The organism is Micromonospora qiuiae (assembly GCF_016863555.1).
GTDB lineage: Bacteria > Actinomycetota > Actinomycetes > Mycobacteriales > Micromonosporaceae > Micromonospora > Micromonospora qiuiae.
In genome coordinates, this window is sequence record NZ_BOPC01000044.1 from 16848 (window position 1) to 38180 (window position 21333).

A 21333-nucleotide genomic window follows, 5' to 3' on the forward strand; every position below is an offset into this window, starting at 1 on the left:
ACGTGGACGGTACCCCGGCCGCCGACGATGGTCGGCGCGCAGCCTCGATCACCCTCGACGGCATCGGCAAGCGTTACCCGGACGGCACCGAGGCGGTCCGCGACCTCAGCCTGCACGTCGACGCGGGCGAACTGGTCGTGCTGATCGGCCCATCCGGCTGCGGTAAGTCGACCGTGTTGCGGATGGTGAACCGGCTGATCGAACCGACCAGCGGCCGGATCCTGCTCGGGGACGCCGACGTCACCCGGGTCGACCCGGTGCGACTGCGGCGGCAGATCGGCTACGTGATCCAGAACGTCGGGCTGTTCCCCCACCAGACAGTGGCCGCGAACGTCGCCACGGTGCCCCGCCTGCTCGGCTGGTCCGCCGATCGCGCCCGGCATCGCGTCGGGGAGTTGCTGGAGTTGGTCGGCCTCGATCCGGGGCAGTTCGGCCGGCGCTACCCGCACGAGCTCTCCGGCGGCCAGCGGCAGCGGGTCGGCGTGGCCCGGGCACTCGCCGCCGATCCGGTGGTGCTGCTGATGGACGAGCCGTTCTCCGCCGTCGATCCGATCGTGCGTGCCCGCCTTCAGGAGGAGTTCCTGCGCTTGCAGGCCGAGGTGCGCAAGACCATCGTGCTGGTCACCCACGACCTGGACGAGGCCGTCCGGCTCGGCGACCGGATCGCGGTGCTCTCCGAGGGCGGCCGGCTGGAACAGTACGACACCCCGGCGGCCCTGCTCGGTGCCCCCGCCACCCCCTTCGCCCGCGAGTTCGTCGGCGCCGACCGGGGCATCCGTCGGCTCGCGGTCACCCCGGTCACCCGGGAGGTACTCGAACCGCTGCCCGCCGACGGCGGCGCGGAACTGCCGGCGGTGTCGCTGGGCGGCTCGGCGTACGACGCGTTGGCCGTGCTGCTCACCTCGCCCACCGGTCACGCCGTGGTCACCGCGGAGGGCCAGCCGGTCGGGTTGCTCCGCCGGGAACGCGTCCTGGCGCTGGCCGAGCCACCCGTCTGAGCAGCCGGCGAATCAGCGGCGTCCCCGGTAGCCACCCAGGGTCGCGATACCGATGATCCAGCCGGTGAAGAGCCCGTACGCCGCACCGTCGCCAGCGGCCTGGAAGGCGCCGAGCAGCGACGGGTTGGTCCGGATCAGTGCGGTGAGCAGGGCCGCGAAGGCTCCCGCGAAGACGTACGCCGCCCAGCCGGCGAAGAACTGGCTGAGGGTGCCCCGGGCGCGGGCGAGTTGGAAGCCCGGAAGGAGATACAGGAAGACGAAGGTCAGGACCACCACGAGGATCGCCTTCAGATCCGCGGCGAAGATCTCCTGGATCGAGTCGGACGAGTCGAATCGCCAGGCCGGCCAGGCGAGCAGTCTCAGGAACCACCCGCTGGCGCTGTCCGGATCGGTGTTGTTCCTGGCCCAGTCGGCGTACCACGGGCTGCCGAAGACCAGGACGAGGATGAGCGCGGCGAGCGTGCCGGCGCCCGGTGCGGACTTGTAACGATTGGTGAGAGCCATGGCCCCGCTAGTTCCCAGCGGATCGACATGGGCAAACGCGTTGTGCGATTTATGGTGCTACGTCGGGCGTCGCAGTCAGTGCCGCATCAGGTAGTCGATGAAGGCGGCCCGCAGCAGCGGGGCGGACTCCTCGTAGCCGTGACCGGTCATCTCCCGCCACAACGCGACCGCCTCGTCGATCGTCGGTCCGACCGAGTTCGGGGCCCCGTCGAGCGCGGCGGCCTCGTCGGCGTTCGGCAGGTGACGCAGCACCGACCAGAAGAACCCCACGTCACGGTTTTCCCGGGCCAACGCGAACGCCCGCTCGCGTAGCTCCTCCGTGGAAAGGACGTCCAGTTCCTCGAAGGACCGGCCCCCGGAAATCGATGATGCGTCGGTCATGCGCCGAGCCTAACCGGCGAGATCAGCCCGGCTCGCCGACGACGCACCGGCGGCGAGCCAACCGTCACCGGTCGTCGGCGTCCCAGGTCCGTGATCCGGTCTCCCACCGACGGGTGCACCACGGATCGGCCGCGCCGCCGGTCGGCTGGCTGGGCAGAACGGGCGGCCAGTCGCCGACCGGCTCCGATCGTGGCAACGCCCACCCGCCGGCGTTCGCCGCGTCGCCGTCCGGTGGCGGCGCCGGCCGCACCGTCCGTCCCGGCGCCGGTCGGCCGTACGTCTCCACGAGCCGGGTGACGACCAGCCCGGCGGCAAGTGCCACACCACCGACCGCCCAGCGGCTCACCGTCCAGCCACGCAGCTGTGCGTACGCGAAGAACAGGCCGATCGCGCCGGCCGCCAGGAGCGTGCCGAACACGCCGCCCCGCAGACCGAAGGCGCTGGTGCCGGCGAGCAGGGCGGCGCCTACCGCCAGCACCGTCCAGTCGAGCCCGGCGGCCGGCGCCACCGCGCCGTCGGCCGAAGCGACGAGCGCACCCGCGAGCATCGCCAGCACAGTGGAGCAGACGTACGCGCCGGTGGTGACGACGGCCGCCGCCACCCCACGCCGCCGTGCCGGGTCGGCGATCGGACGGAATCGACCGACCAGCCGACGAATCGGCCCCATCGCCCCGAACAACCCACCGATGACCGCGATCGCGGCGAACCCGACGAAGAGCTGCCCGGCGATGCTGCGCGGATCGTGGTCCCCCTGCACGAGCACCGGCGCGGAACGCTGCTCGACGTAGACGACGACCCCGACCGCGCCGCCCAGGCTGGCCGCCCAGCCCGGCACGTGCAGCACCACGACGACCAGCCCCAGCAGCAGCCCACCGCCCGCAGCGACCACGGCGGCCGTACCGACGGCGACGAGCAGACCCCGGTCGCTCTGCTCGGCGAAGTGCAGCCCGGCCGCGACCGCCACCGGCCCGATCGCGAGATTCACCGCGGCGGTACGCAGACTCAGCCCGGCGGCCATCGCCAACAGGCCGAGACCGACCACGTCGATGATGAGGGCGCGGAGCCCACTGCCCCGCAACGTCGCCGGATTCTCCTGCCAGACCAGATACATCAGGGCACCGAACCCGAGCAGCAGAAGCGTCTCCCAGAGCACATGGACACCGAACCGATCCCGGCCCGGCTCGCCGTCCTGCAAGTCGTCGACGAGCGTGGTGTCCGCCACATCGCCGGGCACCGCGGAGGTCGGCTCCGGCGGGCCTTTCCGGCCCGATTCGTCGTAGCCCATGATTCCTGCCTCCCAGCGGCCGCCCCGGACAGCACCGACGTGCGGGCGGACCGCGGCGGCCGTCGCCTTCCGGTCGCAGGCACCGTACCCACGCTTCCGGCCGGGCCGTAACCCCCTGGAAGTGGGTGTCGGACGCCTACCGCCGGCCCGGGCGGGTTTCCCGGTCGTCGGGCTCGTGCTCGTCCTCCGGCCGCTCCGGGACTCGGCACGACCGCTCCAGCCAGAGCGCGGCGGCGACCAGGGCGACCGAGGCCAGCACGCCGGCGAGGGCGGCGGGGCGGTCCTCGCCGGCGGCCCGCGTGGTCTGCACGAACAACCAGCCGGTCAGCCCCGCGTAGAAGCCGGCGAAGATTGCCCCGACCAGGGCGGACGCCTTGGCCAGCACGACGAAGCGGGCCACCATCAGCGGGTTCACGGGGTCACGACCGGGCCGACGTTCGATCCGCCCTCGGGTGTTGATCGCGGCGTACGCCTCCAGCACCGCGAGGCCGGCCAGGGTGACCACCGGAAGCCACGGCAGCGGGGGCAGCTGGTTGTAGTAGAAACTGCTGATCAGCAACCAGGCGGCCGCCGCGGCGGCCAGGGCGGTCACCACCAGGGTCGAGATGCGGGTCGGTCCCATCCGCGGCCCGTCGGGAGGTGGGGACTGCGTCATGCTCCCGACTCTAACGGCAGATCCGGTCGCGGGCGCAGTTCCGTGACCTCGGCGGCGGCCGGGCCGGAGGTCAGCAGGTCGGTCAGCCAACCATGCCCCGGCAGCTGAGCGTAGGGTTGGATGTCGATCCACGGCCGGAGCACGAAGGCACGCAGATGCGCCCGCGGATGCGGCAGGATCAACTCCGGGTCGTCGCTGAGCACCGGCCGGTCGTCCTCGGTCCACACCGCGACGACATCAACGTCGAGCGTGCGGGGCCCGAACCGCCGTCGCGGGTCCCGGACCCGGCCCGCGGCCTGCTCCGCCGCCCGGGCCAACGCCAACCAGTCGTACGGGCCGGCCGCCGGGTCCGCGGCCAACAGCACCGCGTTCAGGTACGCCGGCTGCTCGGTGTCGCCCCACGGCGGGGTCTCGTACACCCCCGAGACCACCAGCACGCTGTCACCGAACGCCGCCAGGGCGGTACGCAGGTGACCGAGCCGGTCGCCGAGGTTGCTGCCGAGAGAGAGCACGGCGCGGGTCATCGGGTCCGCGTCCGACGCATCGTGACGGCGACGTCGGTGAAGGCGTGCGCAACCGGTGCCTCGGGTTTGTGCACGGTGACCGTCGCGCCGGACACCCGGGGATCGGCCAGGCAGACCTCGATCAGCCGATCGGCGAGGGTCTCGATCAGATTCACCGGCTCGCCGGTGACCACCGCGACCAGACGGTCGGCCAGTTCGCCGTAGTGCACGGTGTCGGCCACGTCATCGGACCGGGCGGCCGAGGTGAGATCCAACTCCAGTACGGCGTCCACGACGAACTCCTGCCCCCGGGCGCGTTCGAAGTCGTACACCCCGTGCCGGCCGTGCGCCCGCAGGCCGGTCAGCTCGATCCGATCGGTCACCGCCGTACCCCCCGGTCAGTCCGTTGATCTGCGGGGCCGGGTGCGACGCCGACGGCCACGGCGTCCGGCGCGATTGCCCCGACCTGCCTGGCAGCGGGCGGCCAGGCCAGCTGCGGGCGGCCGGTGGCCTGCCAGACGGCGAGCGCGTCGGCGGTCGCGCGCACGTCGTGCACGCGCACCCCCCAGGCGCCGGCGGCAACGGCGAGCAGGCTGGTGGCGACGGTGGCCGCTTCCCGCCCGCCGATGGGACGCGGCGTGCCGTCGGGCCCGGCCAGCAGCAGACCGAGGTACGACTTGCGGCTCGCCCCGAACAGCAGCGGGTAGCCCAGCTCCAGCAGTTCGGGGAGCCGGGCGCTGAGCTGCCAGTTGTGTGCCGCCGTCTTGGCGAAGCCGAGACCCGGGTCGATGACGATGCGGTCCGCGGCCACCCCGGCGGCGAGCGCCGCCTCCACCCGCTGATCGAGTTCGGCACGTACGTCGGCGACCACATCGCGGTAGCTGGCCAGCTCGCTCATCTGCCGGGAGTGGCCCCGCCAGTGCATCAGCACCCAGGGACAGCCGGCGTCCCGGACGACCCGGGCCATGTGCGGATCGGCCAGGCCGCCGGAGACGTCGTTGACCACGACCGCGCCGGCCGCGAGGGCCGCCTCGGCGACCCGGGCGCGAGTGGTGTCGATGCTGACCGGCACGCCGGCCGCGGTCAGCTCCCGGATCACCGGCAGCACCCGGGCAGTTTCGGTCTCGGCGTCGACGCGATCGGCGCCGGGGCGGGTCGACTCTCCACCCACATCCACCAACCCGGCTCCGTCGGCACGCAGCCGCACTCCGTGTGCGACGGCGGCATCGACGTCGGCGTAGCGTCCGCCATCGGAGAACGAATCGGGCGTGACGTTCAGGACGCCCATCACCACCGGGGCCGGGGCCCGTACCAGATCGGTCACGACTAGACGGTACCGGTCCCCTCGACCACGTCGGGCAGCCCGGGTCGAAGGCCCTGACATGCGATTTGGAACAGGTGTACGATCGGTCGTCCGGGTCGAATCGGGCAGCCTCTTCGCGGCTTGTCGCAAAGGAGGGCGGCCCGTACGCTGTGGAATTGCCCGGCATCGAGATGGTGACGCGGTCAAGGAGGGCCGAAGCGGGAGAATTCGCCCAGAAATCGCCACCTTCCGTGGCGAGCGACGCACGCAGGGTCTTGGCCACTGCAGGCGTGCGCATCAATCCCGTCAGGCTTACCTACTGCACCACCGCGGCGCCGCCGGCCGCGACTTGGGGAGGTTCCAGTGATCGCCATCGAGCTGATGGAAACGGCGTCCACCAACGCCCTCCACCTGCTCTCCTCCGTGGCGTCGTCGATCCCGCTCGCCGCCGAAGAGCCGAAGGGGATCAACACAGAGGGCGTCGTCACCTTCTTCGCCAGCAAGATCGCACCGATCCTACTGGCCGTGCTGGGCGTCATCTTCATCGGCCGTGCCAGCCGGGGCGAGATCTCCAAGGTGCTGACCAGCTCCGCCATCGCGATCGTCGGGTTGGCCTTCATCGCCGGGGCAGCCACCCTCTTCTTCATCGGTGACTTCCTGATCAACCTGATCTTCCAGTAGGCGCGGGCACGAGATGCGGCTACGCACCGACGACGACATCTACCGGGCCCGCCTGGTCTACCTCGGGCCGCCCGGCTACACCCTTCCGGTCCACCTGCCGTACGCCCAGTACGGCCTGTTCATCCTGCTTGTTCCCCTCTACATGTTCATCCATTGGCTGTTCACGCTGCAGGTCGAGTTCTTCCCCGCGTGGGAGATCGCCCTCGCCATCGTGACCACCTCGTTCGTCTTCCGGTACGTCGACCCTGATCGGCCGGCGCGCATGGTGATCCGTACCGCGCTGACCGACTGGCGACGCACCCGGGAGCCGGCCGCCGAGCAGCGCGATCCGCGCCTGGTCGGCAGCGGGATCAGGATCCGGGAGGAACTGGCATGACCGGCTGCACGCCGTACGGGCCGCCCAAGAGGTCGTCGGTAGACCTCGGGGAGCACGGCCGCCCCACACCGTCGGCGGATGCGGGCAGGGCGATCGCATGAGCCCCTCCCCTACGCCGGGATCTCCGGCCGGACGCCCGGCCGCACCACGCGGTCACCGTGCGCGTTCGTTCGACTACCCCCAATCCGGTGAGCTCGACGACGCCACCCTGGATCCGGCCCTCGCCACCACCCCTGGGCACGGCAGCGTCGGTGTCTTCCAGGCACCCCGTCCGGCATCGCGCCGAGCGGCGACGGCCGAGTCCGCGCCGGTCTCCCCGTCCACCCGCGACGGTGCCGACATCGACTCACCCTTCCTGGACCTGTTCGGTGGGGCGTACGCCCGCTCGGCTTCCGCCAACCGGACCAACGGTCCTACCCGCGCCCTGCCTCAGCAGGCGGGCCCCGCCGGGCCGGCACCGCCGGCCCGGCGGCCAGCACCGCCTGCGGTGCCCGCGCAGCCCGTTCCGGCGTCCGCGGCATCAGCCGGCCGGCGGGTGGACGACGCCGGCACGGTCGTCGGCCCGGGCGCTCCGCCCTCGTTCCGGGTGCCATCCCCGCCCCCCGCGCCGACGCCGGTGCCGGCCAGCGACCGGCGGCCGGACGCCGGCCCGCCCGCCAAGGCCCCGGACGGCACAGGTGCCCGGGCGGCCGGCATCCCAGCTCGGACCGCTGAACCGGCCGCCCGTGCCGCCACCCCACCCCGGCAGCGTTCGGTCGACCGCCGCGACCGACCCGTCAAACCCACCCGGGTCCGGCCGCCGAAAATCAAGTTCGGGGATCGTGACCCGGCGGTCGAGTTGGCCATCACCGAGATCGCGGGCCATCTGACCTTCACCCCCAACACCGTCACCGCCTGGTACTGGCTGCCCGAGGTCCGCTGGGCCTTCCGGCCGGACGCGGAACGCGAGGCGCTGCTCTCGGCGATCTCCGAGCAGTACGCCGGCCTGGCGGGCTTTCGGTTGCACCTGCGCCGCACCACCCGGCCCTTCCCGGCCGACGAGTGGGCCCGCACCATCGACGCCAACACCGCCGCACCGCTGCCGGACGTGCCGGGCACGACCGGCTGGGCCGACCACCTCGTGGCCGCACAGCGGCACCTGCTCTCGGTCAACCACGCAGAGGGCCAGACCTATCTCGGCGTCACCTTTGCCCGCCGCTCGCTCGGCGACTCGCTCACCGAACGGGTGCTACGCACCTTCGGACGGGGCGTCGCCGAGGGCGAGCGGCGCAAGCTGGGCCGCACCGTCGAGCAGTTCGACGAGGTGTTGGGCGCGTTCGGCATGCGTGGGCGACGGGTCACCGCACAGGAACTGGAATGGCTGCTCTACCGGTCGGTGGCGCTCTGCATGGCGCCCCCCGGCGCACTCTCGCCCATCACCGACGGGCGCTGGGAACGCGGCGACCTGCTCGCCCTCACCGAGCAGGTGGAACGCTACCGCACCCCGTACGGCTCGACGGTGAAGCTGGTCAACCGGATGACCGGCGAGGAACGGCACGTGGCGGTGCTCGCCGTGGGCCGGATGGAGCCGTTGGAGATCCCCGAACGCCACGAGCCGTGGCTGCACTTCCACGAGCGGCTGCCGTGGCCGATGGAACTCTCCACCCGGGTCGACATCCTGGGCTCCGGTGACTCCTTCCGCAACCTCGAACACCGACTGAGGATGATCCGGTCGCAGCAGCTCGACTACGCCGAGCACGGCATCGACGCCCCACCCGAGCTGGAGCGGTTGGCCAAGCGGGCACTGGTGATCGGCGACGAGATGACCACGGGCCTGCCGGTCGACTCTGCCCGCGCACACGGCTGGCACCGGATCGCGGTGGGTGGGCGTACCCGGGAGGAGTGCCTGGAACGGGCCCGCCGGCTTATTCAGCTGTACTCTCGCGAGCTGCGCATTTCGCTGCAACATCCGAAGAACCAGGACTGGTTGGCTCGGGAGTTCATTCCGGGCGAGCCGATCGCCAACACCGGCTACGTCCGGCGGATGCCGGTCCCCCTGTTGGCAGCGGCGCTACCGCAGGCCGCATCCACGGTCGGGGACCGCCGTGGCGATCTGATCGGTCGTACCGCCGGCACCTGCCGCCGCCCCGTCTTCCTCGATCTCCACTTTCCGATGGAGGTACGCGAACGCTCCGGCCTCGCGGTCTTCGTGGCCGAACCGGGCGGCGGCAAGTCGACACTGCTCGGCGCGCTGGGCTACCTGGCCGCCCGGCGCGGCGTGCAGGTGACCCTGCTCGATCCGTCCGGCCCGCTGGCCCGACTCTGCGCGATGCCGGAGCTGCGACCGTACTCCCGCGTGCTGAACCTGACCGGCTCGGAACACGGCACCCTGGCGCCGTACTCGCTGATCCCCACGCCACTGCGCAGCGAGTTCGTAGCGGGTGCCGCCGGCGACCGCGAGTTCGAGATCGCCGTCTCCAACGCCCGCGCCGAACGCCGGATGCTGGTCCAGGACATCTGCATGATGCTGGTGCCGCCCCAGGTTGCCCGCGAGGCCTCGACCGCCACCCTGTTCCGGCACGCCGTACGCCAGGTGCCCGCCGAAGAAACCTCCACCCTGGATGACGTGGTCAGCTGTCTCGGGCAACTCGACGACGACGCCGGCCGGGAACTGGCCAACCTTTTGCTGGACACCGCCGAGATGCCGCTGGCCATGCTCTTCTTCGGCCGCCCGCCGGACGGGCTGCTCGGCCCGGACGCGGCGCTGACGGTGATCACCATGGCCGGCCTCCGGCTACCCGACCTGAAGATAGAACGCGAGTACTGGTCAGCCGAGGAGTCGTTGGCCCTGCCGATGCTGCACACCGCGCATCGGCTGGCGGTCCGGCGCTGCTACGGCGGCTCCATGTCGTCTCGCAAACTGGTCGGCCTGGACGAGGCGCACTTCATGGAGGGATGGCGCTCCGGCCGCTCCTTTCTCGTCCGGCTCGCTCGCGACTCCCGCAAATGGAACCTCGCCGCGCTGGTCGCTTCGCAGAATCCCCGTGACATCCTCGGTCTCGACGTACAGAACCTGGTCTCCACCGTCTTCGTCGGCCGGATCGCCGAGGACGAGGAGATCGCCTCCGAGGCGCTTCGACTGCTGCGCGTGCCAGTGGATGACGGGTATGAAGCAACCCTCGCCACGCTCTCCACCGCCGACGCGACCTCCGCCAACCGGCTCGGCTTCCGCGAGTTCGTCATGCGCGATGTCGACGGCCGGGTGCAGAAGGTACGGGTCGACGTTTCCTACGTGGACGGTCTGTTGGATCATCTCGACACCACTCCCGCCGCCGTCGCCGCCGCCGCCGGAGTGCTGCCGACCGTGCTGCCTGACATGGAGGCGTGACATGGCGAGGGCCCGGGTACGCATCACGGCGCTTCTCCTGGCCCTCGGCGTTCTCGCCGTGGCCACGATCGGTTGGCCCGGCCTCACCAGCACACCCGCGTATGCCGCTCCGGTCGCGTACCAGGCATCCGCAGAACTCTGTACGACGCAGGAGTGGCAGGTCGACTTCCGCGCCTGCGTGACCAAGCTTCAGCAGGTGGCGGAGTCCGAGGCAACCTGCCGCAATCCTCCGACGCCGACGGCGCCGGACTCCGGCGTCGCCGGATGGTTCGCCTCCCGGCCGGAGGCCTCCAAGCTGCCCGGGCCGAAGGGCTACTACAGCGACTACGGCTACGCCGGTTACAGCTACAGCACCTACAACATCGAGGCGGGGTGCGCGACCACCCTGCTGCATCCCGACTACAAGTTCACCAACACCATCGCCAACGGGGAGTTCATGATCGCCACGGCGATCATCGGTGCCTCGAACGCCCTGCGGGAGCGCGCCTGGGACCCGGGAACCATGTGGGGTTGGGCGGATCCGCTGGTGGACCAGGCGACCAAGGCGATCTACCAGAAGGTGTTCACTGTCTTCGGCATCGTCACGCTCTGCGTGGTCGGTCTTTACCTGCTCTGGCGCTCCCGGCAGTCCGACATGAGCACGGCAATGACCACAGCGGGCTGGGCCCTCGTGGTGATGGTGGCGATCACCGCGCTGGCCGCCTGGCCGGTCAAGTCCGCCAACCTCGCCGATGGCGCCCTCGTTTCCACACTGGGGGTCGTACACGATGCGGTCGGACCGGCCTCGAAGGACGTCCCGCCCGGCCGCTGCGCGATGCCCAACCCGGACGCCTGCACCGACAAGCGCCCACCTGCGGTCCGGGCGAGCGACACCGCCACCGAGTCGATGCTTTACCGCAACTGGTTGCGTGGCGTGCTCGGTTCGGCCGACAGCGAGACCGCCCGCAAGTACGGTGCGGCCCTCTACGACGCCAAGTCGTTGTCCTGGGAGGAGGCGGAGAAGATCCGGGTCAACCCCCAGACCCGCGAGGCCACGATCAATGCCAAGAAGCAGCAGTGGATGACGGTGGCGGACCAGATCAAGCAGGAGGACCCGGAGGCCTACGAGTACCTGCAGGGCGTCCGGGACATGGACCGGGTCGGGGCCGGCTTCATCGCGGTGCTCGCCGCCCTGCTCTTCGCGATGTTCGACCTGACCGCGTCGCTGCTCGTGCTACTCGGCTTCCTGATCTTCCGATGGGCGGTGATCGCCGCGCCGATCCTGGGCACCATCGGTCTGCTCCGACCGGCCAGCGCCGGCCTGCGCCGGCTGGGCAACGCGGTGGTCGCCGCCCTCTTCAACATCGCGATCTTCGGCACCGGGTCGGCCATCTACCTCTTCGCGGTGGACCTCATCACGAGCACGCCCACCCTGCCGGGCTGGCTGCAGGTGGTGCTGGTCTGGCTGTGCGGGGTGGTGGGCTGGCTGCTGCTGCGCCCCTATCGACGGATCACCCAGCTCGGTGGTAAGGACAGCAGTGAGGCGGTCAGCTCGGCCGGTTCCTGGCATCGGCGGTTCTTTCGGGACATGCGTACTGCGGCCCGGCTCGACGTCGCCGAGCCCGGCGGCACCACCGAGCCGGGGGTGGGGCGGCGCCGGACGGTCGTGGTCGAGCAGCCGAAGGTGCGCCCGGAGGCCCGTCCGGACCCGGTACCGAGCGGCGCGCCAGCGGCGCCGAAGCGCCCGGACGGCCGGGAGACCAACGACCCGCCCGCCCCGGCGGAGGAGCAACGCCGCGAAGCCCGCCCCGTCGCGCCCCGGCCTCGTCGCCGACAGCCCGCCTCGTGGACCGAGCCGGACGTACCGGATGAAAACCCGTCCTTCGCCATCTACCGTCCCGGTTCAACCGAGCGGGCACCGGAGAAGCCGGCGCCCCGGGTTCGCTCCGAAGCCCGGTGACTGCGGTGCGGCGCGGCATCGAGTTCCTGCTCACCCGGGTGCTGCGCTCCCGGATCGGGCTGGCCGCCGGCATCGCCGTCCTGGTGCTCGGCGTGGTCGGAGCGGCCCGGCTGGTCGCCGGCCGCGGCGACCCGACGGCCGGGTTGAGCAACCGGCCAACGCAGCCGATCACCACGGTGGACCCGACCGCGGGTGACGACGGTGCGCTCTCGACCACCAGCACACCGTCGCCGGTCACCCGTCCTGGCGAGGCCACGCCCGAGCAGGTCGCGGAGCGCTTCGCGACGGCCTGGCTGGGCCGGCCCGGCCTGACCGCCGAGGACTGGCACGCGGGGCTGAGCTCCTTCTCGACCGCCACCCTCAGTGACAAGCTCACCGGTGCCGATCCGGGCGGGGTGCCGGCCAGCGAGGTGACGGACGAGGTGGTCGTGCAGGCCCGCAGCGAGGTTTTCGTGGAGGTGCTGATTCCGCTCGACACCGGGCAACTCCGGCTCGAACTGGTGGCACCCGACGGCCGGTGGCTGGTCGACGCTGTGGACTGGGAGCAGGGATGAGTAGTGACGAGAGCAGCCTCCCTCGCCGGTCGGTCCGGGTGGGCGCGCTCGCCGCCGCGCTCACGGCGGCGTTGGCGTTCCTCTGCTGTACCGGTGGCACCGGCGCGTTCTTCCTCACCGAACTGGGCGGTGACGCCGCCGAGCAGCAGCTGACCCCGGCCAGCATCGAGTGCACCGGTGACTTCGAGGTCAACATGACCGGCAGGATGCCCCGCTTCGCCCGGTACGGCGAGCGTCAGCTCCGCAACGCGGCCGTGATCATCAAGGTCGGACAGGAGATGAAGGTCCCGCCCCGGGGCTGGGTGATCGCCGTGGCGACCGCGATGCAGGAGTCGCGACTGCTCAATCTCGCCAACCGCACGGTCGCCGAGTCGCGGGACATCCCCCACGAAGGCATCGGCGCCGACCACGACTCGGTCGGCCTGTTCCAGCAACGAGCGTCGTGGGGCACCGTCGCCCAGCGGATGAATCCCGAGTACGCGTCGCGCAAGTTCTACGAAAAGCTCGTCGAGGTGTCCGGCTGGGAGAAGCTGCCGCTGACCGTGGCCGCCCAGCGGGTGCAGATCAGTGCCTTCCCGGACGCGTACGCCAAACACGAGGAACTCGCCGCCCGCATCGTCGATGCCCTGGCTGGCGGCGCCGCCCGGTCCGCCTTGATCGCCGGACAGGATGTGTGCGACGCCGCCGCGTCGGGTGAGATCGCCGCCTCCGGTTGGACCGCGCCGATTCCCGGTGGCGTGGGCTCCGGCTTCCGGACCGCCAGCCGCCCGGCGCACAACGGGGTCGACATCGCCGCCCCGAAGGGCACTCTGATCCGGGTCGCCGCGGCCGGCCGGGTCCTGGTCTCGCGGTGCGATCCGGACCGGAGGGGTCGGCACAGCTGCAACGTGGACGGCTGGCCGGGCAAGGGCGGCTGCGGTTGGTTCGTCGACGTGCTGCACGCCGGAGACATCGTCACCCGCTACTGTCACATGGTGAAGCGCCCCCGGGTCGTCGCCGGGGACACTGTGGAGGCTGGTGAGGTGATCGGCGAGGTGGGCAGCAGCGGCAACTCCTCCGGGCCGCACCTGCATTTCGAGGTGCACACCGACGGCGATCGCAGCAGCCGGAGCGCAATCGACCCGGTGCCGTTCATGCAGTCAAAGGGCGCGCCGCTGAAGGGCGCCGGGTGAGCCCAGCGACGTCATGACCGAACCGTTTCCCGATCCCTTCGCCGACCAGCCAGACTGGGCTCCGCAGCCACCTCGCCCTATCGAGGTTCTCCCGGCGGCCGGACGAGTCGAGCTGCGCGGCCGACGGGTGCTGGTCGGGCTGCCCGGCCTTGGCTGGCGGGGCGACCTGCGGGCCGATGAGCGGGTGGTGCAGAACAGCCGTACCTACGTGCCGGTCATCCCGGAACACGAGTGGTACCGCGCCGAGTCCGACCAGGTGGAGGTCTTCGCGCCTCTGGTGCCGGTGGAGCGGGTCTGGGTCGAGACGGTGGCCTCGCAGACCACCACGACGGCGGCCGACGGGGGTGGTGGTCGGCTCGTCTCGCTCGACGCGCCAACGCATCGGCCACCGACGCCGGCCTTCGAGGCCGACTCGGTCCTCGGCCGGCGGGTGGTGCACATGATCGGCTCGATCGAGCACCGTGACCTGCGAGCGGTGACCGAGACCTACTCGGGCGCGGAGGGCGACATCTGCGTACGGGTCGCACCGGAGCTGGAGTGGTACCGGTGGGCCTGGCGCGGCCAGTCACCAACCACTATGGAGGTGCCGGTCCATCTCCTGTGGGTGGAATGAGCTAATCGACCCTTGCTGCAGAACATACCCGCCAGTCGTCGCTCAACCGTGTGATGAACTTCCACGACTGCCGGTCTGTCTGCCTGATGCCATCGACCTGGGCTGTGAATGTAAGGTCGACCCGCACTTCAGCTTCTCTATCCGTCTGATCTATCTGAAGCATTCCCCACGTAACCGACATCGTGGTTCCGAATTGCTCTTGGCGGGCAAACAACTCAGACCTAAGCAGGTCAAGCTGATCCAGATCTGTTTTACCTTCGCAGACAAAAAGGTTTGCACGCACGTCGTTACGGTCCACGAGAAAGGCGCGCAGGTAGTTGTCCACTGCGACATCGGGTGCACTGCGGTCGGGGGTGGTTGCTTTGTCGTAGAGAAGGTAGCCGACCAGTCCGCCACCCAGGCACAACGCCGCGAGTGTCCCGGCGACCACGATCAGCACCGTCCGAAGCCGCCGGCGGGGTCGCTGCGGTGCTGGTGCGACCGCGGGCGGGGCCAGTTCCTCCGGCGGGGTCCGTTGCGCCGGTACGCGGGACACCTGGGAACCGGCGGGGGGCGGCACTGATTCCACCCCCTGAGGCTATCGCTTGTCAGCCATCGACCCAATGCCCCAGATTCAGCAGATCGTGACGGACCATCACCGATCGGTGAGATCCACGACAACATCGGCACAGTGCCGCCGCGCATCCCAGGGGTAGGGCGTCTGCTGGGATACCGTCGTTCCTGCCCGGCGAGTGGTGCCGACCTCGGGCGGAGGAGGTGGACACGGTGGGCGGTCCGAAGGCACGGACGTTTCGTGCCGCCGCGCTGCACCGCCGAGCCACCGCGACGGCGGCGGCAGCGGCCTCGGTCCTCGATGACATCCGCCCTGCCCCCGCCGACCAGCGTCGCCAGTACGCACTGGCCGAACGGCTGTGCACCGCAGCTGCAATTCTGGCGCCCGGCTGGGCCGGCACTGCCCTGGACGTCCTCGACCCGATCACCCGGGCGGGGGAAGGCCCACCGTCCTTCGTCCGGATCGGCGCCGCCGCACCGCTGGACGACGCCCGCTTCCCCGCCCTGGTGCCGCTGCTTGGTACCGGTCACCTGGCGGTGGACACCGACGCGCATGATCCGCGGGTCGCCGGACTGCTCCGGGCCGTACTGCTGCGGCTGCTGGCAGCGACCCCCGCGGGGGCCCTGTTGGTCCGGGTGGTGGACGCGACTGGGGCGGCCCTGGCGCCGTTTGCGGCTCTCGGCGACGCCGGGGTGCTGTCTCCACCTGCCACCGATCCCGCAGGACTGCGTTCCGCGCTGGCCGAGGCGGAGCGGTGGGTGGCCCCGGGTTCGTCCGGCCCCCGCCGGCACGACCGGTTACTGCTGCTGATGATAGCCGCGCTGCCGGACCGGACCGAGCCGACCGAGCTGGCTCGGATCGAGGCGCTCGCCGAGCAGGGGCCGGCCGCCGGGCTGCACCTGATCCTCGCGGGCGGGCTGCCGGCCGACCGGTCACCGCTGCCCAGGGCCACGACGTTGGCGATGCGCACCGGTTACGCGCTGCTGGGCGACCCGCCCGGCGCTCCCTTCGCCACCCCGGGCACCGGCGGCGGGTTGAACTCGCCGGTGTTCCTCGATCCGGATCCACCGCCCGAGTTGGTCGACGCGGTCTGCCGGCGAATCGCGGCGCAGGTCGAGGCCGGCAGCCGGCTGTCCCTGCCCGACCTTCTGCCGCCGATCGGGGAGGATCTGTGGCAGGCGGACGCCGGCGACGGGCTGAGCACCACGATCGGCGACGCCGGTGGTCGGCCGGTATCGCTCGGCTTCAGCGAACTAGCCCCGCACTGGCTGGTCAGCGGCCGGTCACCGGCCTGTCGCGCCACCTTCCTGACCACGGCGATGCTCGGTCTCGCCGCCCGGTACGGCCCGGACGAACTGTCGCTGTATCTGATCGATCTCGGCGCGGGTGAGTCCTTCGCGGAGTTTCTGCAGACCGAGCGGGACCGGTCCTGGATCCCTCAGGTCCGGGCGGCGGCGATGGCCGCTGACCGGGAGTACGTGCTCGACCTGTTCGATCAGTTGACCATCGAGGTCCACCGACGCGCGGAGGCATCCGACCGCGCCGGTGGGCAACGCTTCGCGGAGCTGAGGGCGCACCGCGGGCTGCCCCGGATCGTCTGCGTGGTGGACAACCTGCCGCTGCTTTTCGCCGAGCGGGACCGGCTGGCCGCCGACGTCGGCGCCCGGTTGGACGCGCTGGCGCGGGCCGGCCGGGCGTACGGTGTGCATCTGGTCCTGGCCGGCGACGGCGATCTGGGTCTGGGGGCCCGCGGCGACGGTGGGTACCGGGACTCGCTGCTCGGCCAGTTCCCGGTGCGGGTGGCGCTGCCGGGTGGCGGGGCAGTGTTGGAGCCGACCAACGACGCTGCGGCCGGCCTGCCGGTGGGCAGCGCGGTGGTGAACACCGCGGGCGGGCTGGGTGGCCCGCGGGGCGCGATCCGGGGCCACGAGCGGATGGTCCGCTTTCCCGATCCGCAGGACGCCCCGGAGACGGTCGAGCGGCTGCGGCAACGGCTCTGGGCGGCTCGCGCGAAGGGGTCCATGCCGCCGGTGGTCTTCGCCGGCTATGCCCGCCCGCTGCTGAACAATGATCCGCGCTACCGGGAAGCGCTCGCCGGACGGTCGTTGGCCCCGGCCGCGCTGCTCGGGCGGGCCGTGGATGTCGCGCGGAGCACCGTGGCCGTGCCGCTCGGACCAGCCGCGGGGCGGAACCTCGCCGTCCTCGGTCCACGCCCGGAGGGGACCCGGCTGTTGGCGATGGCCGCCCGAAGCACCGCAGCGCACCATCCGCCGGGCACGGCGCGGTTCCTGATCGCCGCGCCGGACGCCGAGACGCGTGCGTTGGCCGACGATCTGGCGGCAGAGCTGGCCGAACGACATCCGGTGGAGACGGTCGAGCTGGCCGGGTTGCTTGCCGGCCTGGAGACCGGTGAGCCGGCCTACCTGGTGGTGTTCGGGCTGGATGTGGCGTCGCCGGAGCAGCTGCCGCCCTCGCGGCTGCGAGCGCTGTTGTACGAGGGACCCCCGGTCGGGCAGCACGTGCTCGGCTGGTGGCGTACGGTGCCGTCGTTCGCGGCGCTGGTGGGGCCGGAGGAGACCGTCGACAAGCTGACCGCCGTGGCGGTGGCGGGCGTACCAGGCGCCCAGCTCACGCCGGTGTTCGGTCGGGCCGTGGAGTGGCGGCCCCGCCCCGACCGGATGGTGCTCTGGGACGGCCCGGATGAACGCGGCGTCGTGCTGGTGCCGTACCACGTGCCCGAGGACGGAAACGGGGACGGGGACGGGGAATCGGCATGACGCAAAGCCAGCCTCAGAGCGCCGGCGGCGTGCCGATCCAGGCCGAGAACCCGGTGGCGACCGCGTGGGCCGACTATCTGGCCGCGGCGCGCCAGCTTGACCGGGTACGCCGGGACGCGGCGACCGCCGCGAGCGAGCAGGCCCGTACGGTGCAGGCCGCCCGGGAGGAGTTGGCCGCCGTACGCACCCGATTGGCGTCGCAGGAGGCCCGGCTGCGTGAGCTGGGTGTTTCCCCGATCTCGCTGGCACCGACGCCACCGGAGCTGACCGAGGCGACCAGGTCGATGTCGGGTGGCCCATCGGCCGTGCTGGCGGCGCTGCGGGATGCTCGACGGTGGACGCAGGGCGCCGACGACACGCTCGCCGCTCGCGGTCTGCCCCGGGTGGCACATTGGCCGCCGCGGGCGCGCAATCTGCTGGTGTACGGGCCGCTGGGGCTGCTCGTTCCGCTGTTCCTAATGGCGGTGCACGTGTTCGCCGGCACCGACCCGGTCAGGGTCCTGGCGCTGGTGGTGGGGCTGCCGGCACCGGCGGTCGCATTCGGCGTGGGCTGGCTCGCGGTCGGGCGCCTGTTCCCGGCCCAGCTCGGGGACCGGGTGGACCGAACTCCCCGGTTCGGCGCGCTGGTCTGCCTGATCCCGGCGGTGGTGGCCACCACCGGGATCGTCCTGGCCATGCTCGCCGCGTGAGTCGCGGCCGCCTCACGGGCGCCCTGGATGGCGCCAGCCTCGACCAGGACCCACCTCGCCGCCCCGGCCTGTCGCCGGTCTCGCTCAGCGGGGGATGATCAGCGCCATCGCCTCGGCGCGGGACTTGGCGTCCTGTTGCAGGCTGCCCCGGACCGCCGAAGTGATCGTCTTGGCGCCCGACTTCTGGATGCCGCGCATGGCCATGCACATGTGCTCGCACTCCAGTACGACCACCACGCCGCGTGGCGTCAGCCGATCCATCAGCAGGTCGGCGATCTGGGCGGTGAGCCGCTCCTGCACCTGCGGGCGACGGGCGAAGACCTCGACCAGTCGGGCCAGCTTGGACAGGCCGGTGATCCGTCCGTCGGAACCGGGGATGTAACCGATGTGGGCGCTGCCCCGGAACGGCAGGAGGTGGTGCTCGCAGAGGCTCATCACATCGATGTCCCGGACCAGCACCAGTTCCTCGTGGTTGGCCTCGAAGGTGGTGGTGAGTACGGTGCCCGGGTCGACCCGAAGGCCGGCGAAGAGTTCGGCGTACGCCCGGGCGACCCGGGCCGGGGTCTGCTGGAGGCCGTCGCGGTCCGGGTCCTCCCCGACCGCGATCAGGATCTCGCGGACCGCCCTCTCGATTCGCGTGAGGTCCATGGTCTCCTCGACCGGTCGCCCGGTGAGCCGGCCGTTGACCAACCGGGCAGCGATGTAGTCAAGGCCGTCGTCCGGCTCGGTCGATGAGGCGGCCAGCCTCCGCTGGGAACGGCTGGCCGCCGGGTCGTTGGTGCTCAGCGTGGACCGTCCGAGTTGTTCGAGTTTGCTCCGCCGACGGTGGCCTGGGCACCGTCCGCCTCGGCCTGCACCTTGAGCGCCTCCTTCTCGGCCGGGGTGAGCACCGGCGGCTCGGTGGAGGGCTGGCGCTTGCCGAAGCCGTTGTACGGGGCCATCGGCGGGCGCTTCACCACACGGGCGCAGATGCGCGCCATGTCGGCGGTGGAGAGGGTTTCCTTCTCCATCAGCTCGAGCACGATGTTGTCCAGGACGTCCCGGTATTCGACCAGGATCTCCCAGGCCTCGTCGTGGGCCAGCTCGATCAGCGCCCGCATCTCGCTGTCGATCTCGGCGGCGACAGCGTCGGAGTAGTCCCGCTCGTGGCCCATGTTGCGGCCGAGGAACGGCTCGTCGCCGCTGGTGCCGTACTTGATTGCGCCGAGCTTGGAGCTCATTCCGTACTGCGTGATCATCGCTCGGGCCAGTTGGGTGGCCTTCTCGATGTCGTTGCCGGCGCCGGTCGTCGGCTCGTGGAAGACGAGTTCCTCGGCGGCCCGCCCGCCCAGCGCGTACGCCAGAGTGTCGACCATCTCCGCGCGGGTCTGGGTGTACTTGTCCTCGGTGGGAAGCACCAGAGTGTGGCCCAGCGAGCGGCCCCGCGACAGGATCGTCACCTTGTGCACCGGCGCGGCGTGCGGCAGCGCCCAGGCGACCAGGGCGTGCCCGCCCTCGTGGTACGCGGTGATCTTCTTTTCCTGGTCGCTCATCACCCGGGTCCGGCGCTGCGGGCCGGCGATCACCCGGTCGATCGATTCCTCCAGCGAATCGTTGCTGATGGCCCGCTGGTCCTTGCGGGCGGTCAGCAGGGCCGCCTCGTTGATCACGTTGGCCAGGTCGGCGCCGCTGAAGCCCGGTGTCCGCTTCGCCACCGAGTCGAGGTCGACGTCGGGGGCAAACGGCTTGCCCTTGGCGTGCACCCGGAGGATCGCCTTGCGGCCCTCCATGTCGGGGGCGTCGACCGGGATCTGCCGGTCGAAGCGGCCCGGGCGCAGCAGCGCCGGGTCGAGGATGTCCGGACGGTTGGTGGCGGCGATGAGAATGACGCCGCCTTTGACGTCGAAGCCGTCCATCTCGACGAGCAGCTGGTTGAGGGTCTGCTCGCGCTCGTCGTGGCCACCGCCCATACCGGCGCCGCGGTGCCGGCCGACAGCGTCGATCTCGTCGACGAAGACGATGGCGGGAGCATTCGCCTTGGCCTGTTCGAACAGGTCACGGACCCGGCTGGCGCCGACACCGACGAACATCTCCACAAAGTCCGAGCCGGAGATCGAGTAGAACGGCACTCCGGCCTCGCCGGCGACCGCCCGCGCGAGCAGGGTCTTGCCGGTGCCGGGCGGGCCGAAGAGCAGCACACCCTTCGGAATCTTGGCGCCGAGCGCCTGGTACTTCGCCGGGTTCTGCAGGAAGTCCTTGATCTCGTGCAGTTCCTCGACGGCCTCCTCGGAGCCGGCGACGTCCGCGAAGGTGGTCTTCGGCGTGTCCTTGGTGATCATCTTGGCCTTGGACTTGCCGAAGTTGAGCACCCGGGAGCCGCCGCCCTGCATCTGGGACATGAAGAACAGCAGCAGTAGCACGAGCAGGGCGATGGGGAGCAGGTTGACCAGCAGGCTGACCCAGATGCTGTCGGATGACACCTCGGTGTCGGCCGGCCCGGTGACCCGGTTGTTCGCCTTGGCGTCGAGGACCTGGTTCCAGACCTCGTCGCCAACTTCGTAGGGGAACTGGGCCTCGATCCGGTTGGTGGTGGTGTCGTCGAACTCGGCCTTCTCGGCCAGCTCGAGCTGGATCGTCTGTTCCTTGTCCTGGAAGACGACCTTCTCGATACCGCCCTTGTTGAGCTGGTCGAGCGCGACGGACGTGTCCACCCGGTGGTAGCTGGGACCACTGGTGAACAACTGGCTGAGCACGACTGCGCCGAGGATGACCAGGATGACCCAGAACACCGGTCGGCGGAAGAAACGCGTACGTTCCATGCTGTTGTCGAGCGCCGCGACGCCCGCATCCTCCTGATCGACGTCCTGACCGACTGTGGGTGTCGCCGCCGGGGCGGCTGCCGGAGCCGCCGTGCGGGCCGGCCCTGACCCCGAGGCACGAATCTGCCGCGCCACGGTCATTCGACGGTACACCGTGTGGCACGGGTGTGAGCTGACGAGCCCAG

20 protein-coding genes are annotated in these 21333 nt (G+C 71.1%); 10 read left to right on the plus strand and 10 right to left on the minus strand.

The window, feature by feature from the left end:
* Window positions 1–2: 2 nt before the first annotated feature.
* The gene (locus Vqi01_RS16730; RefSeq protein ID WP_204035731.1) at window positions 3–998 is read left to right on the plus strand and encodes an ABC transporter ATP-binding protein; all 996 of its coding nucleotides are present in this window, start codon (window positions 3–5) and stop codon (window positions 996–998) included.
* Window positions 999–1010: 12 nt separating this feature from the next.
* Here the strand turns inward: Vqi01_RS16730 and Vqi01_RS16735 are convergent, their stop codons facing one another.
* The 7 genes from Vqi01_RS16735 to folP all read right to left on the minus strand — a co-directional run bounded on the left by Vqi01_RS16735 (window position 1011) and on the right by folP (window position 5650).
* Entirely contained in the window at window positions 1011–1502 is a 492-nt protein-coding gene (locus tag Vqi01_RS16735) for a hypothetical protein (RefSeq protein WP_204035732.1), read from the minus strand.
* 75 nt (window positions 1503–1577) lie between these two features.
* Entirely contained in the window at window positions 1578–1883 is a 306-nt protein-coding gene (locus tag Vqi01_RS16740) for a hypothetical protein (protein ID WP_204035733.1), read from the minus strand.
* A gap of 64 nt (window positions 1884–1947) precedes the next feature.
* Window positions 1948–3168, minus strand: coding sequence for an ABC transporter permease (locus tag Vqi01_RS16745; protein WP_204035734.1), 1221 nt, complete (start codon window positions 3166–3168; stop codon window positions 1948–1950).
* Window positions 3169–3304: 136 nt separating this feature from the next.
* Window positions 3305–3790 (minus strand): DUF3180 domain-containing protein, encoded by a 486-nt coding sequence (locus Vqi01_RS16750; protein ID WP_372444371.1) that lies wholly within the window; start codon window positions 3788–3790, stop codon window positions 3305–3307.
* Between the two features lie 29 nt (window positions 3791–3819).
* Entirely contained in the window at window positions 3820–4347 is a 528-nt protein-coding gene (folK, locus tag Vqi01_RS16755; protein ID WP_204035736.1) for a 2-amino-4-hydroxy-6-hydroxymethyldihydropteridine diphosphokinase, read from the minus strand.
* Entirely contained in the window at window positions 4344–4709 is a 366-nt protein-coding gene (folB, locus tag Vqi01_RS16760; protein ID WP_204035737.1) for a dihydroneopterin aldolase, read from the minus strand. Before folB ends, folK begins: the two co-directional genes overlap by 4 nt.
* Window positions 4706–5650, minus strand: a complete 945-nt coding sequence (gene folP / locus Vqi01_RS16765; RefSeq protein ID WP_239098445.1) for a dihydropteroate synthase — start codon at window positions 5648–5650, stop codon at window positions 4706–4708. The genes folB and folP overlap by 4 nt, the downstream gene beginning before the upstream one ends.
* Window positions 5651–5992: 342 nt before the next feature.
* Here folP and Vqi01_RS16770 point away from each other — a divergent pair, with 342 nt between their 5' ends.
* The 7 genes from Vqi01_RS16770 (at window position 5993) to Vqi01_RS16800 (ending at window position 14331) form a co-directional block, all read left to right on the plus strand.
* Window positions 5993–6310 carry a hypothetical protein gene (locus Vqi01_RS16770; RefSeq protein WP_189048808.1) on the plus strand — a complete coding sequence of 106 codons (318 nt, stop codon included), beginning with the start codon at window positions 5993–5995 and terminating at the stop codon, window positions 6308–6310.
* Between the two features lie 13 nt (window positions 6311–6323).
* The gene (locus Vqi01_RS16775; RefSeq protein WP_204035738.1) at window positions 6324–6686 is read left to right on the plus strand and encodes a hypothetical protein; all 363 of its coding nucleotides are present in this window, start codon (window positions 6324–6326) and stop codon (window positions 6684–6686) included.
* A gap of 97 nt (window positions 6687–6783) precedes the next feature.
* Entirely contained in the window at window positions 6784–10053 is a 3270-nt protein-coding gene (locus tag Vqi01_RS16780; RefSeq protein WP_204035739.1) for an ATP-binding protein, read from the plus strand.
* Window position 10054: 1 nt separating this feature from the next.
* Window positions 10055–11992 (plus strand): MraY family glycosyltransferase, encoded by a 1938-nt coding sequence (locus Vqi01_RS16785; RefSeq protein ID WP_204035740.1) that lies wholly within the window; start codon window positions 10055–10057, stop codon window positions 11990–11992.
* Window positions 11989–12546, plus strand: a complete 558-nt coding sequence (locus Vqi01_RS16790) for a hypothetical protein (RefSeq protein ID WP_204035741.1) — start codon at window positions 11989–11991, stop codon at window positions 12544–12546. Before Vqi01_RS16785 ends, Vqi01_RS16790 begins: the two co-directional genes overlap by 4 nt.
* Window positions 12543–13718 carry a M23 family metallopeptidase gene (locus tag Vqi01_RS16795; RefSeq protein ID WP_204035742.1) on the plus strand — a complete coding sequence of 392 codons (1176 nt, stop codon included), beginning with the start codon at window positions 12543–12545 and terminating at the stop codon, window positions 13716–13718. The genes Vqi01_RS16790 and Vqi01_RS16795 overlap by 4 nt, the downstream gene beginning before the upstream one ends.
* Window positions 13719–13731: 13 nt before the next feature.
* Entirely contained in the window at window positions 13732–14331 is a 600-nt protein-coding gene (locus Vqi01_RS16800; RefSeq protein ID WP_204035743.1) for a hypothetical protein, read from the plus strand.
* A 1-nt stretch (window position 14332) separates the two neighbouring features.
* Here Vqi01_RS16800 and Vqi01_RS16805 read toward each other — a convergent pair whose 3' ends face one another.
* Window positions 14333–14890 (minus strand): hypothetical protein, encoded by a 558-nt coding sequence (locus tag Vqi01_RS16805; protein ID WP_204035781.1) that lies wholly within the window; start codon window positions 14888–14890, stop codon window positions 14333–14335.
* Window positions 14891–15087: 197 nt separating this feature from the next.
* Here Vqi01_RS16805 and Vqi01_RS16810 point away from each other — a divergent pair, with 197 nt between their 5' ends.
* A complete protein-coding gene (locus Vqi01_RS16810) occupies window positions 15088–17661 on the plus strand; it encodes an FtsK/SpoIIIE domain-containing protein (RefSeq protein ID WP_204035744.1) in 2574 nt (857 codons plus the stop codon).
* Window positions 17658–18350 carry a hypothetical protein gene (locus tag Vqi01_RS16815; protein WP_204035745.1) on the plus strand — a complete coding sequence of 231 codons (693 nt, stop codon included), beginning with the start codon at window positions 17658–17660 and terminating at the stop codon, window positions 18348–18350. The genes Vqi01_RS16810 and Vqi01_RS16815 overlap by 4 nt, the downstream gene beginning before the upstream one ends.
* Before the next feature lie 84 nt (window positions 18351–18434).
* Here Vqi01_RS16815 and folE read toward each other — a convergent pair whose 3' ends face one another.
* Together folE and ftsH are read right to left on the minus strand one after the other, a co-directional pair.
* Window positions 18435–19094, minus strand: a complete 660-nt coding sequence (folE, locus tag Vqi01_RS16820) for a GTP cyclohydrolase I FolE (protein WP_204035782.1) — start codon at window positions 19092–19094, stop codon at window positions 18435–18437.
* 38 nt (window positions 19095–19132) lie between these two features.
* The gene (gene ftsH / locus Vqi01_RS16825; protein WP_204035783.1) at window positions 19133–21148 is read right to left on the minus strand and encodes an ATP-dependent zinc metalloprotease FtsH; all 2016 of its coding nucleotides are present in this window, start codon (window positions 21146–21148) and stop codon (window positions 19133–19135) included.
* Between the last annotated feature and the right edge of the window lie 185 nt (window positions 21149–21333).